Annotated in this window: 13 protein-coding genes; 3 read left to right on the top strand and 10 right to left on the bottom strand. The window is 32.3% G+C overall.

From position 1 onward, the window contains the following. Nucleotides 1-359: 359 nt before the first annotated feature. Together CVD18_RS18520 and dprA are read right to left on the bottom strand one after the other, a co-directional pair. Entirely contained in the window at nt 360-1,202 is an 843-nt protein-coding gene (locus CVD18_RS18520) for a tetratricopeptide repeat protein (RefSeq protein WP_158250501.1), read from the bottom strand. A 142-nt stretch (nt 1,203-1,344) separates the two neighbouring features. Further along, nucleotides 1,345-2,448 carry a DNA-processing protein DprA gene (gene dprA / locus CVD18_RS18515; RefSeq protein WP_103867002.1) on the bottom strand — a complete coding sequence of 368 codons (1,104 nt, stop codon included), beginning with the start codon at nt 2,446-2,448 and terminating at the stop codon, nt 1,345-1,347. Nucleotides 2,449-2,681: 233 nt separating this feature from the next. Here dprA and CVD18_RS18510 point away from each other — a divergent pair, with 233 nt between their 5' ends. Both CVD18_RS18510 and CVD18_RS18505 read left to right on the top strand, forming a co-directional pair. Next, complete coding sequence (locus CVD18_RS18510; protein WP_103867001.1) at nt 2,682-3,665, top strand: SPOR domain-containing protein; 984 nt, start codon at nt 2,682-2,684, stop codon at nt 3,663-3,665. Nucleotides 3,666-3,873: 208 nt separating this feature from the next. Further along, a complete protein-coding gene (locus tag CVD18_RS18505; protein ID WP_103867000.1) occupies nt 3,874-4,383 on the top strand; it encodes an acyl-CoA thioesterase in 510 nt (169 codons plus the stop codon). A 35-nt stretch (nt 4,384-4,418) separates the two neighbouring features. On the opposite strand, the gene CVD18_RS18500 is transcribed toward CVD18_RS18505, so the two are convergent. The 8 genes from CVD18_RS18500 to CVD18_RS18465 form a co-directional block, all read right to left on the bottom strand. Next, nucleotides 4,419-5,648, bottom strand: coding sequence for a murein hydrolase activator EnvC (locus CVD18_RS18500; protein WP_103866999.1), 1,230 nt, complete (start codon nt 5,646-5,648; stop codon nt 4,419-4,421). Then, nucleotides 5,645-6,418, bottom strand: coding sequence for a DUF4292 domain-containing protein (locus CVD18_RS18495; RefSeq protein WP_103866998.1), 774 nt, complete (start codon nt 6,416-6,418; stop codon nt 5,645-5,647). The genes CVD18_RS18500 and CVD18_RS18495 overlap by 4 nt, the downstream gene beginning before the upstream one ends. Nucleotides 6,419-6,425: 7 nt before the next feature. Continuing rightward, nucleotides 6,426-7,769, bottom strand: coding sequence for a lipopolysaccharide assembly protein LapB (locus CVD18_RS18490; RefSeq protein WP_158250500.1), 1,344 nt, complete (start codon nt 7,767-7,769; stop codon nt 6,426-6,428). A 66-nt stretch (nt 7,770-7,835) separates the two neighbouring features. Then, nucleotides 7,836-8,852, bottom strand: a complete 1,017-nt coding sequence (locus CVD18_RS18485) for a sugar phosphate nucleotidyltransferase (RefSeq protein ID WP_103866996.1) — start codon at nt 8,850-8,852, stop codon at nt 7,836-7,838. A 154-nt stretch (nt 8,853-9,006) separates the two neighbouring features. Beyond that, nucleotides 9,007-9,441: a dUTP diphosphatase gene (dut, locus tag CVD18_RS18480; RefSeq protein ID WP_103866995.1), complete on the bottom strand. Its 435-nt coding sequence runs from the start codon at nt 9,439-9,441 to the stop codon at nt 9,007-9,009. Between the two features lie 75 nt (nt 9,442-9,516). Then, a complete protein-coding gene (locus CVD18_RS18475) occupies nt 9,517-10,968 on the bottom strand; it encodes an oligosaccharide flippase family protein (RefSeq protein ID WP_103866994.1) in 1,452 nt (483 codons plus the stop codon). A 62-nt stretch (nt 10,969-11,030) separates the two neighbouring features. Further along, entirely contained in the window at nt 11,031-11,507 is a 477-nt protein-coding gene (locus CVD18_RS18470) for a hypothetical protein (protein ID WP_146052850.1), read from the bottom strand. Nucleotides 11,508-11,614: 107 nt separating this feature from the next. Continuing rightward, nucleotides 11,615-12,952, bottom strand: a complete 1,338-nt coding sequence (locus tag CVD18_RS18465; protein WP_103866992.1) for a hypothetical protein — start codon at nt 12,950-12,952, stop codon at nt 11,615-11,617. 143 nt (nt 12,953-13,095) lie between these two features. On the opposite strand from CVD18_RS18465, the gene CVD18_RS18460 reads away from it, so the two are divergent. Then, a partial coding sequence (locus CVD18_RS18460; protein WP_103864054.1) for a transposase occupies nt 13,096-13,438 on the top strand: 343 nt, incomplete at its 3' end.

Genomic DNA, 13,438 nt, shown 5'->3' with positions numbered 1-13,438 from the left:
ATTGCGTTCACTTCGAATCAAACTTGGATGAATTTTAAAAATATAGCACTAGATCATATGTATTTTAGAACTTAGCCAAAATATATTGACAAAAACTATGGAGGTGTTCTTATCATATGGGATAAATTATTTGGCACTTTTCAAAGAGAGGAAGAGAAAGTCATTTATGGACTAATGGACTAACCGAAAACATTCATACCAACAACCCAATAAAAATTAACTTTATTGAATACAAACACATTTGGAATGACTTAAAGCTATGCAAATCATGGAACGATCGCTTCAGGATTGTTTTTGGCAATTTAATCTGGAGACCTTCATACTTTAAAAAACAAAAGTAAAGTATTAAAAAAATATACTTAGTCAATTTGTATTTCCTCTAATCCAAGGTTTTCAAAGAAAATATCAACATCAAAATCATTCTCAAATGCCAACTCATAAAAATGGCGGGCTTTTTTTTCATCCTTTTTAACCTCTTTCCCTATAGTATAGATTGCCGCCAATTGAGCTGCTGCTTTTCCATGCCCCATATTAGCCGCTCTAATATAATACTCTATTGATTTATCAATATCTTTTGACACACTCTCATACCCTGTAGCATAATACGCTCCTAAATTATATATCGCTCTTCTATTATTACTTTCTGCTGCTTTAAAACACCAATCTATTGCTTTTGAGATATCTTCCTCCACCCCTATTCCTTGAGCATAATAAACGAATAATTCAAACATAGCATCTGAATTCCCTTTTTCTGCAGCTTTTTGGTGTGCTTCAAAAGATAATTCTAAATTTTCCTCATACGCATATCCTTTATAAAACATATACCCCTTTAGCAAGTATACTTCTCCACTAGCATCTTTCTCTTCTAATGTATTTACTAAATCAATAATTGTTTTTGCAGGAATATCTGTAAGGTCAGCAAAATAAGCTATTCTAATATATTTTATCCAAGCATCCATACCATACCCAGAGTCTGCCGCCTGTTGAAAATATGATACTGCTCGTTCTGCATCTTGATCTACACCTGTACCTATATAATACAGCATACCTAATGCATACCACGCATCAGAATTACCTGAATTTGCTGATGTGGTATATAAATTAATCATTTTATCAACTTCTTTCTTATCTAATATCCCCAACATCAAATCACCTCTTTCTATCTTAGATTTAATCTCTTCTGCTTTTTGATAATCTGTCATTTCAATTTTTGTTTTAAAAAGACTACAACTTACAAAAAAACATACCACTAACAGAGCGAGAAATAATTTTAAGCTTTTCATTTTTCTATAGCAACTATTTATTTTTAATATATCAATTTCACATTACTGAGTTTATCAAGCATCAAATTACTTCAAACAATTTACCTGGCAAAGGTTTTACAACTCCTTTAAGCTCCATATTAAGAAGAATAGAAGCTGTTTTAAATGTAGGAATCTTACATTGTAATGCAATACTATCTAGCAGCTCTTTTCCTTGATTTTCTAAAAAATCATATATCTTTTTCTCTTGTTCATCAAGCTCTACAAATAATTTTTTCTGCACTACAGGCTTTTGTTTTTTATCAATCTCCCAATTAAGCATATAAATCAAATCGGCTGCACTAGTAAGCATATGAGCTTGTTGTGTCTTAATAAGCATATTACACCCTTTGCTCAATGGATCATATGTTTTACCAGGCACTGCAAATACATCTCTATTATAGGAATTTGCCATATTGGCTGTTGCCAAAGAACCTCCTTTTTCTGCACTCTCTATTACAATAGTAGCCTCACTAAGTCCCGCAATAATTCTATTACGGCTCAAGAAATTTTTGCGATCAAATGTATCAGTACTATAGAAATCTGTAAAAAAACCTCCATTACACTCTATATTCTTACTATATTTTTGATGTGCTTTAGGATATATTTGATTTAAACCATGCGCAAGGCAACTTACTGTTTGTAAATTATGTTTCATTGCCGCACATTGGGCAGTAATATCCACCCCATATGCAAAACCAGATACAATCACAGGGTTTATTGGCGCTAATGCTTCTATCAATTCCTCACAAAATCGCACCCCATAACTTGTTACTTTTCGTGTACCTACTACACTTACTATTTTCTTATTATGAAGATCAATTCTCCCTCGACTGAACAAGACTACAGGGCCATCAATACAATGTTTTAATTTTTCTGGATATTCCTGTTCATCATACATCAAATAATTTATATGATTCTTTTCAATAAATTTCAGCTCTTGTTCTGCCAATTTTTGATATTCCAGTTTATGTATATTCTTAACCCTATACTTACCTATACCATCAATTTTGAGGAGGTTATCTGTTTTTTCAGATAACACCGCCTCTGCACTACCTACTTCTCGTATTAATTTTTTGATAGAACTATCCCCTAGATTAGTCACTTTTTTAAGAGTAAGTAATGCAAATAATTTTTCGATATTCATATGGGTTTAATTATAAAAAAACATACTAGTAAGAAAACTTGAAATCAACCATTTATAAAAAAATTAATATTTTTATATTCGATCTAATATCTCTACAAGAAACAAAAAAATTCACGACTGTTAATAAATTCAGTGTATAGAATTAAAATCACTTTCATTTTTTTATACCTTTGATTATCTCAGAAAAGTCATTTTACAAAGACTATTTAAAAGATTAAATTTTACAAGGGGCAATGAATACCACAGCTAATTATATAGGTGAATTATTATATCGATACGAATGCGTAATACTCCCTGGGTTTGGAGCATTTTTGACAAGGCGTCAATCTGCTACAATCCAAGAAGGAACTAATACATTCTACCCTCCTCAAAAATTAATTTCTTTTAATAGTCAATTACAAAACAATGATGGGTTGTTGGCTAATTATATTGCTTCCGCAGAAAAGATATCATATACAGATGCAGTTGCCAAAATTCAACGTTATGTTTTATCTCTTCAAGAGAAAATGGCTCAAGGTCAACGTATTGAACTATCAAAAATAGGAACGTTTTACACTTCTGTAGAAAACACTTTACAGTTTGAACCACTGCAAGAAGTAAATTATCTCACTGAAGCCTTTGGTCTTCAATCTTTTGCTTCTCCTGCGATTACGCGTGAAGTGTATAAAGAAGAGGTTGAAGCTATTGAAGAAGTTACACCTCTTACTTTTACTCCCGAAAAACGTCGTGAACGCCCTTATTTACAGTATGCTGCTGCGGTGGCTGTAATATTAGGAGTAGGTGGATTTTTTGGGTTAAAACAAGTGAGCGACACTAATATAAGCTACAACAATAAAGAATGGCAAAAAGCCAATCAGGAAATAGAAAATAGAATACAAGAAGCTACTTTTGAAATCTCAAACCCACTTCCTGCCGTAAATCTTTCTATTGTAAAAGATAAAGCAAACACCGAATCAGAATCAGATTCAAATATACCTACTACGGTATCAAAAAAGTTTCATGTAGTTGCTGGTGCTTTCAGAGTGCTTTCTAATGCTAATCAAAAAATACAGAAACTCAAAAAACAAGGGTTTGAAGCTCATCTGATCGGAGTAAATAAATACGGGCTACATCAAGTTGCCTATGAGAGCTATGAAAATCGACCTGAAGCATTGCAAGCATTAACCAAAATAAAAGAGCAAGAAAACTCTTCTGCATGGCTATTGATCAAAGAATAAGTATTTTCTTTGATCAATTAGAATACCATTTTTACACTATTATAACATTCATTTTACAAAGCCCACATTCGTATGTTTATTTTGTAAAGGATTTCTCATTGATTTTACCTTAACAATATTGACTTAGCACTTCTGGCAGAGGACCTAAATACTGTGTAACTAATTTTTTCATTACGGCATTACCTTATATCTTTGCTAAAAAAATTGCATGGAAGCTAGACATCCCTCAGAATCACTTACTACACTAACTGATTTGGTACTCACGGGAGAGACCAATCCATTAAACAACTTATTTGGAGGAGAGCTTTTAGCTCGTATGGATCGAGCGGCAGGAATTGCTGCTGGCAGACACTCTAGACGAATTGTTGTAACTGCTTCTGTAAATCATGTTGCATTCAATAAAGCTATCCCGTTAGGAAGTGTTGTAACTGTAGAAGCAAAAGTTTCTAGAGCGTTTAGATCTTCTATGGAGGTTTATATAGACGTGTGGGTAGAAGACCGCCAAAGTGGTGAAACAACAAAAGCCAATGAGGCTATTTATACTTTTGTTGCAGTAAATGAAAGCGGAACTCCTGTATCTGTACCACCTATACAACCAGAAACAGAACTTGAAAAACAGCGCTATGACGCAGCACTACGTCGTAAACAACTGAGCTTGGTTCTTGCAGGAAAAATGAGTCCTAATGATGCTACAGAACTAAAAGCTTTGTTTGTTTAAATCTATAAGACAAAACTTAACATCAGAACTAAGCTTTACATCTTATAAATCCAGCTTTGAGGATTTAATCTTTTTGCATTTTGGTAGATTAAGAATTTCATAATTGCTCTACCAGTTGTTGGATTGGTACGCACCTCTCCTAAAGATTGTTTGGTCGCTACTTTCTGACCTTCTTTGACTGTTATATTTTCAATATTATAATAAGTAGTGATATAATTACCGTGCCTAATCTGAACCAAACGACTTGCTCCTTTTAGCTTTTGGATTGCTATAACCTCTCCTTCAAAAATCGCTCTGGCGCGTTCTCCTGCCCTTGTTTCGATTTCTACACCACTACTATTGATTTGTATATTAGGTAGCGTAGGGTGCGGCTGGCGTCCAAATTTTTTGGTTACTTTTCCTGTACCAACCGGCCAAGGTAGCTTCCCCTTATTAGATGTGAAATTATCAGCCATTATTTTAGCCTCGGCTGTAAGAGCAAATGTAGTTGCAGATCCTTTTTTTGTGACTTTTTTACCAGCTTTTTTGTTTGCTTTGGCAATCGCATCTCTAATTAACTTTTCGATCGCTTTATCAATAGCACTGGCTTGCTGCTCCTTTTTCTTAATCTGTTTTGTATAAACTCCCTGCTTCTTCCTAATAGAAGCCATCAAAACTTGTTGTTCCTTTTTTTCTGCTTTAAGTTTATCTTGTGCTCCTCGGTTTTCTTCAATCAACCCCTGCTTATCTTTTTTTTGCCTAGACAAATCTTGATTAAGAAATTGAAGTTCCTTTGTATTGTTTTCTATTCTGATAGCTTGATCTTTACGATGCTCATTATATTGTTTCATATATTGCAATCGCTTGTAGGCTTGTGTAAAATCTGCAGAAGACAGCAAAAACATTATTTTGCTTTGATGTGATTTACTTTTATAAGATTTTGCAACCATTTTGGCGTACTCTTTTTTGAGTACTGTAAGCTCCTTACGATATCCTTCTATTTTCTTGAAGTTTACATTGATTTCTCTAGTCAACAAATTAGTTTGCTGATTGGTAACTTTTATTAGATTCTTGCGCGTATTGATTTGCGAATTGATCGTCTCTACTTCATCAAGCACAGAACGTTCTTTAAGCCTGTTATTGGAACGTAATTGCTTCATCTGTTCAATTTCTTCTCTAAGTCGCTGACGTTCTTCTTCTAATTGTTGTTGTTTTGTACTTTGCGAAAAAGAAGGACTGCAAACCAATACTAAACCTATAAAATATATAACTTGTAAAAATCTCATTGAATAGTAACTTGCTTATATCCTGATGGTATTTTAAACGGAAAACTTACCCTAGCATTGTAATCTACTGCCTTATAATCAATCTCTATTGTGGTTTTCTCTTTATCCTGTAATGCTTCTATATAGATTTCTTTAGGAAAATCTTGATTACCTATCTTTTGATAGCTTTGATAATTAATCATCAAATTTCTGTTTTCTATTGGCTGTTTTAGTTGTTGTGAGGATATCTTAAATGAATTTGGATGTACCAAAAACAAGCGTTCAAAAAGCGCTAACTCTGCTTTAGGTCTTAATTGATACACCTTACCTTCTATCGTAGATTTATATTTACCTTCTCTCAAATTAAATAAGGCTTGCCCCAAAAGCATCTGTTGTACTTTGTTATAATCTAAATCTGTACCCAACCATTCACTTAACAACTTGAAATCACCTTCAAAATAAGTATTATTAATTTTTTCGTAATAACTAACCTTTTGTGGGGTAATTAATGCTTTTGCAAGTGTAATTCCAAGCATTTTCACACTTACCCAGATAGTTTTATCTTTTTCTATTCGTAAGGTTGCATTTGGACTAAACGATTGTCTCTTATCGTTATATTTGATTTTTACTCGAGTATTAAGTGTTTCAAAATTAAAAGCTCGATTGTAGTGATTCTCTATTACTTTTTCTGCATTTAGTCTTTTAATCCTTGACTCACTAATAGCTTTTGTTCCTCTACATGAACTAAACATCACTACAGAAAAACATATTAGATATAATATTCTACTCATTATCTCTTTATGATTTATTCTGAAGTTGATTTACTTTTTGCTGATATTCTGAGGCTTTTGTAGTATCTCCAATTTTTTGATAAGCTACACTCATCTGTTTATAAAAATCTAATTCCATTTTATGGTCATCTATTACATAATCAATCCCAATAGTAAGGATCTCTCCTGCCTCTTCGGCTTTATTAAGGTGAATTAACGAAACTCCGTTTACCAAATAAAAGATGGGTTGCGCAGGATACATTTCTAATGCTAATTCACTTCCAATTTGCGCCTTCTCGTAACGCTTTAAATCTAATTGCAGTAACAGTATTTTTTTTAACAACGCAAAATCATTAGCATTGCTTTTAATACTACGTTCATAAAAATTAAGTGCCTGCTCTTTGTTTTCTTTTTTGTAATAATAATGCCCTAGCTCTGTAAAAACTTTTCCATTATTTTGTCCATTAGAAAGCAAAGATATGATTGTACTCAACTGCGATTCGTACTGTGGATTCTTATCTATAAACGTTAGAAAATCACTAACAATCTTATACTTGGATTCGATATCTGTTTTATTGCTTTTTAAAGCAATTTTCATAGAATGAATCGCTCGTTTGATATTATTTTCTCCTAAATAAAACTTATAAAGCGCTAAATGCACTAATTCTGATTTTGGCTTTTTATCTAGTAAAGATTTAGCTGTCTTAAAAGCTTTTTCCTTTTGATTACTCTTACTATATAGATAAATAAGATTGAGGTAGTTTTGCTCAATCTCTGGTTTTTCTTTAATTTTTTGTTCTAATCTCTTGATTTGACTATTAGGGTTCGTGATTTTTGAAGAAATTCGTTTTCGCAATCGATTACGATATTCATCTGCTCCATACTCATCATCTAATTCATCTAGCGCTACAATTGCTTCGTCATATCTTTTCTCAAGAAAATATAAGTTTGCCAATTGCTCTTTAAACATAGAATTATGCTGCACCAGTTTTTCTACTATCGCTGTAGACTCCTTATACTTATGTTGCTGAAAATAAACTTCGAACAGGTACTCAAGAACAAACTTATCATTGGGTTTAATATCTAATACCTTTTTAAAATTATTCTCTGCTTGCTCATATAATTTTAACTCAAGGTAATTCTTGGCTAATTCTAGATATAAGAAATTAGAATTTGCATCAATTTCAACACATTTTTCTAATGCTTCAATTGCCTTATCATAATTGGTGATTGCTTTTTGTTTTAACGCTTCAAAAAAAAGTTCTTGAAATTCATCAGAAACATTTCCTAGGTCATCAATATTCACCTCTTGTTTAGGCTCTATTTCTTGAGAGAAAACAGTATTAACTGCAACTCCTAAGAATAGACACAAAAACCATATATGTTTTCTATAATCAATCATCACAAATGAAACTCAAAATCTGTATTACATTATAAATTATTCTAAAATAGAGTAATCCCCGATACTTACTGTAGTGAAGTTTCCATCATAAACAGCATTATTCCCTATCATTGCATTGTCTAAGTTAGCATTTTTTATGATAGTTTGTGTCTGAACCAGACTATTTTTAATGGTTGTATTTTCTATAACACACCCTTTTCCTATAGAAACATTAGGTCCTATGGTTGCATTTTTTAACGTCACTCCTTCACCAAGATAACAAGGAGCTATTACCGTAGAATTCTCTTGGGTAACTGTGCTACTTACCAAATGCTCTCCATCCTTTTGCAAAAAGCCTAACATTCTCGTATTTGTTTCTACAGTTACATTTTTGTTTCCACAATCCATCCACTCATCAACCTGCCCTGTCACAAATACTTTTCCGTTACTCATCATTCTCTTAATACCATCATTGATCTGGTATTCTCCACCATGTACAATATTATTATCTAAAACATATTGTAATTCATTTTTAAGCACCCCTACATCTTTGAAATAGTATATCCCAATTACTGCTTGATCAGAGACAAACTCTTTGGGTTTTTCTACCAATTCTACAATTTGGCTATCTGTATTTAACTTTACTACCCCGTAAGCTTCTGGCTGATCTACTTGTTTTACCCATATTACAGAGTCTGCTTCTTTATCCAAATTAAAATCTGCTCTAATCAATGTATCTGCATACGCAATTACAGCAGGACCAGATAATGATTCTTTTGCACACATAATTGCATGACCTGTACCTAAAGGTTGATCTTGTCTATAAATAGATGCTTTTGCCCCAAGACCTTCTGCCAACTCAGTCAAACTTTTTACGACATCTTCTCCAAAAAACGCAGGATCTCCTAATATAAAAGCTACTTCTTCTATAGGCTCACCTAAAACTCTGGCAATATCAGATACTAATCGGTGTACAATTGGTTTTCCAGCAACTGGAATTAAAGGTTTAGGAACTGTAAGTGTGTGAGGTCTTAGTCTAGAACCTCTTCCCGCCATTGGTACAATGATTTTCATTTTTTTTGTTTTTGTGTTATGATAATTACTTCTATAGGTGGGGTATTTATATATTTACTCACTAAGTGAGATTTTAATGCTTCAAAGCTTGCTTCAATATTAAAGGTTAGTTTCAAACAAATACTTCATTGACTTACCTCGAGGCAACTTATTGTTATTTGATTCCTGTACTTCCAAAACCACCTTCTCCTCTAGAGGTTTCTGATAATTCTGTCACTTCAACCCAATCAGCACGTTCATGTTTTGCTACAACCATTTGGGCAACTCTTTCTCCGTTTTCTACAATAAAATTTTCATTAGAAAGATTTACCAAAATCACTCCTACTTCTCCTCTATAATCTGCATCTACTGTACCTGGTGCATTAAGTACAGTGATTCCTTTTTTTGCCGCCAATCCGCTTCTTGGACGAACTTGTGCTTCATACCCTACTGGTAACTCTATAAACAATCCTGTTTTTATAATTGCACGCTCTAGAGGCTTCAACACTACTGATTCTGCTATACTAGCTCTAAGGTCCATTCCTGCAGAAGCAATTGTTTCATAATCTGGAAGGTCATGTGAGGATCGATTAATAATTTTTATTTGCATATTTATTTACTATTATCTAATAAAATACCAGACTACATATATTCTAAATTATGAAAGTCTGAGTATGAATTAGATTTATTTTTTTAAGATTTGTTTTAATTCTTTTTTTTCCGAGGCGTACAAAATTACTAAAAACCCAAGTAACAACGGAATAGAAATCACATAATTACTATCAAAAATATAAAATGACACTATCGAAAAACTTATTGATAAAAACAGATATATTCCTATTTTTTTTAAATTATACGGAATCGGATAGTGTTTCCTTCCAAAATACCACGAAAGCATCATCATAACACTATATGCTACTAATGTAGCTATTGCTGATCCTAAATAACTATAATTAGGGATTAGCATAAAGTTTAATCCCAATGTGATTATCGCTCCTATAACAGAAATATATGCTCCATACCTAGTTTTATCGGTAATTTTATACCACACCGATAGATTATGATATATACCAAGGCATAGATTAGCTAGCAAAATTATAGGAACAATTTTTACGGCTTCCCAATAAGATTCATCTCTTATTATAATTTCTTTTAAAAGATGCACAAAAACTACTACTACAAGTAAAATTACTGCTCCAAAAGCTACAAAAAACTTCGTAATCCTAGCATATGTCTCAGGAGCATTTTTGTTTTCTGAATACTTAAAGAAAAAAGGTTCTATCCCTAATCGAAACGCCGTAGCAAATAAAGTCATAAATAATGCCAATTTATAACATGCCGAATACACTCCTACTAAATGATCTGCTACATTTTCTGGTAATAAATAGTCTAATATAATTCTATCAAATGTCTCATTGATAGAATACGCAACTCCTGATATAAGTATAGGAAATGCATATATCATCATCTTTTTCCACAACTGTTTATCAAAATGATATTTGATTTTGGTATAAAACGGAATCAGTAGCAGCAATGTCACTGCGCTTGCGATCAAATTAGAGATAAAAATATAATTGATCTTATAGTCATCAAAAACAATAGCTTCTAATACTGTAAAATCACTAGATAATCCTCTAAGGAAAATTAAAAGAAAAACATTCAACCCTAAATTAACTACTACATTAAGAATCTTAATACATGCATATCGCATGGGTCTTTCTTTTGCCCGTAACCATGCAAAAGGAATAATTACTAAGGCGTCTAATAGAAGAATCCAGATTACTAGCGTTATATAATCTACATCTATACCTGTAAGTGATGCTATTTGCCCCTTAAACATTAAAGCCAAGACAAAAAAACCAAAAGATGATACTGCCAGTGATATTGCAGATGTGCTTATCACTGCATCTTTATCTGATTCTTTATTAAAGAATCTAAAAAAAGCAGTTTCCATACCATATGCCAGTATAACATTAAACAATACAAAGTATGAAAATATGATTGAAACCTTGCCATATTCTTCTGTAGGAAGTAGCTTGGTATATAGTGGAACCAGAATAAAAGACAACATACGCGGAAGCACAGTTGCCAACCCATAGATAAAGGTTTGTTTAAAAAGTTTTTGAAATATGCTCAATTGGTAGCGTGCTTATAAGCGTAAAAATACAATTTTTTATCACCTACACTATTTTGATAGGCCTACTCTTTTTTTTTGGGTACATTATTTAACTTGAAATCTCCTTTTTCTCCCTTTATGGTATATGTAATCATACACTCATCATCTTTAAGGTCAAAAGGGATTTTCTCTTCAATCTCTGGTAATTGATTTTGAAATTCTTTATTAGAATCATCACTCATGATCAAATCCTGTTGTTTCATAGCTTTTGTATAATGACCTGTATATACATTTCTATCCTCTTGATATGTAAGCTTTAGCTTTTTTCCTTTAAAATACGCATAATCCAATATCAAATTTGGCTTTTTTACCACTTCTATAAATATATCAAAACCAGAAACCTTATCTGTTCCTTTATATATTTGTTCTTCAAAATATATTTCTTTAACCTGTATTGGCATTGGATTATTCATATTTTGATTGCTAGCACATCTAGAAAAGGCTAAAAGCACAAACGCACTAATCAATAAAATTAGTATTACTCTTTTTGCATCCATCATATTTTTATAAAAACATTTAATCACTCATCTAAGCTCACTCAAATATAATACCATAAAGAAGAGCCTACAAATTGTAGGCTCTTATAAAATTAAAAAACGTTCTAAAATTATTGCAGATCAAATGATAAAATTCCACTTCCTGTATAATTACTATACCCTGCAACTTCAATATAATACGCACCTGCATTCAATGTACCAGTTAAAGCAGAATAATCACTACTACCAAGTAAAGTACCTGCACCATCATACAGATAAATATAGTCATCGTAATCTTCTGATATAATCTCAAAATTGTAGTTTGCCTGTGCACTAACACTAAAATGGTAAGCAATTTTGGCATCCATTTCGGATGTAGTAGTAAAATTATAAGAATTGTTATATGGAGCCGAAAGAGCACCTAAATTTATATCTGATAATGTAGGGTCTTGCATTGTCATATTAAATGTCCCATTTATTCCATTATCAATATAACCGTATTCATTTACTACCTCCAAATAATATGACCCTGCTCCTAAATTAATTCCTGAAATATTATTACTATAACCACCTATTATATAATTCCCGTAACTATCAAACAATTTAAAATAAATATTAGCTACAGAAGAAAAAGAACACCCAATTGATTCAGTTATTGAAAAAAGATACCCCAATCTATGATCTGGCTCCTTACCTGACATTGAAAAGTCTATGGAGTTTTCATACGGTATTGTTAATACTCCTAGGTCAATATCTGTTGCCTTAAAATTAAACGTTTCTTTTATTTCTGTAACTCCTCCTGACCTATCGTTTGCAACCACTTTTATGACAATATCATCATTGATGAGATCTGAAAAATCACTATAATAATATGCTTTTCCAAATCCATCATAGTCGTCTGAACCAATAATATAACCCTCTCTAATCAATATATCATTAAGATATACATCATATGATAAAATATCTGCATCTGCATCTTGCGCAGGAGACCATTTGATATCAATATAATCGTATGAATTCGCATCAAATCTGATATACTCAAATGCAAATTCTCCTGGTGCTCTGTTTATAAAAACATTTCTCTTTGACTCTGTTCCTTCAGAAATTTCACCCTCACTATTATAGGTTTTAATTTTGATGAGTAACTCTAAGTTAGATCCTTTTGCATAAACTTCTTTACTATTTTTTCCATTGGTTTGGGATAATGTAATAAATTCACTCACATCAAACTCAATCACTCTCTCTGTCGTTTTACTGGCAATTACTTTATCATTGACCACAACTTCAAAAGAAGCTGGACTATCTGTTGGATACTCCCAATACAGCTTTACCATCGTTCCTTCTACTACTTCAGCCCCAATGTTACTTACTTCAGATACTGGTGCAATTACATGTCCATCATCATCACTTCCACATGATGTTATCAAAAGACATAAAAATATACTTAAAACACTTACTATTTTTCTCATAAAATATTCCTTCTAAAAAAATTAATTTTTGTTAACTATATATAGAATGTCATTCAGCAAGAAAATGTTACCCTAATAAATGAATTATTTTTTGAGAGATATTATAATACAATTTACGGATAAATTTTTCGTATATTTAAAGAATGGGTAAGCATATATTATTAGAAGTAAAAGAATCCTCAAGTCATTTACGGAATTTAATCAGAAAAGAGACTAATCCTAAAAATGTATTACGACTACAATCTTTGTTACATATTAGAGAATCAAGCTTTTCTACACAATCAGCCTTGGCAGAACATTTAGGATATCACGTTCGTAGTATGGAACTTTGGCTCAAGTTATATAAAGAAGGAGGTTTATTCGCCATGCTTTTGAATTCAAAAGAAAAACAGCAGCGCAAGCGAATCATTACTCCAGCTGTACACGATGGATTATCAAAACGACTTAATAATCCAGAGCAAGGTTTCCATAGTTACGTACAAGCGG

Origin of the sequence: Aquimarina sp. I32.4 (assembly GCF_002924285.1) — a bacterium.
In the GTDB taxonomy this organism is placed as follows: domain Bacteria; phylum Bacteroidota; class Bacteroidia; order Flavobacteriales; family Flavobacteriaceae; genus Aquimarina.
This window is presented reverse-complemented; position numbering and strand designations above follow the sequence as displayed.

Bases quoted from the DNA above. Each gene is read 5' to 3' on its own strand.
- CVD18_RS18520 (WP_158250501.1), bottom strand. From the start codon at position 1,202: ATGACAGATTATCAAAAAGCAGAAGAGATTAAATCTAAGATAGAAAGA.
- dprA (WP_103867002.1), bottom strand. From the start codon at position 2,448: ATGAATATCGAAAAATTATTTGCATTACTTACTCTTAAAAAAGTGACT.
- CVD18_RS18510 (WP_103867001.1), top strand. From the start codon at position 2,682: ATGAATACCACAGCTAATTATATAGGTGAATTATTATATCGATACGAA.
- CVD18_RS18505 (WP_103867000.1), top strand. From the start codon at position 3,874: ATGGAAGCTAGACATCCCTCAGAATCACTTACTACACTAACTGATTTG.
- CVD18_RS18500 (WP_103866999.1), bottom strand. From the start codon at position 5,648: ATGAGATTTTTACAAGTTATATATTTTATAGGTTTAGTATTGGTTTGC.
- CVD18_RS18495 (WP_103866998.1), bottom strand. From the start codon at position 6,418: ATGAGTAGAATATTATATCTAATATGTTTTTCTGTAGTGATGTTTAGT.
- CVD18_RS18485 (WP_103866996.1), bottom strand. From the start codon at position 8,852: ATGAAAATCATTGTACCAATGGCGGGAAGAGGTTCTAGACTAAGACCT.
- dut (WP_103866995.1), bottom strand. From the start codon at position 9,441: ATGCAAATAAAAATTATTAATCGATCCTCACATGACCTTCCAGATTAT.
- CVD18_RS18470 (WP_146052850.1), bottom strand. From the start codon at position 11,507: ATGATGGATGCAAAAAGAGTAATACTAATTTTATTGATTAGTGCGTTT.
- CVD18_RS18465 (WP_103866992.1), bottom strand. From the start codon at position 12,952: ATGAGAAAAATAGTAAGTGTTTTAAGTATATTTTTATGTCTTTTGATA.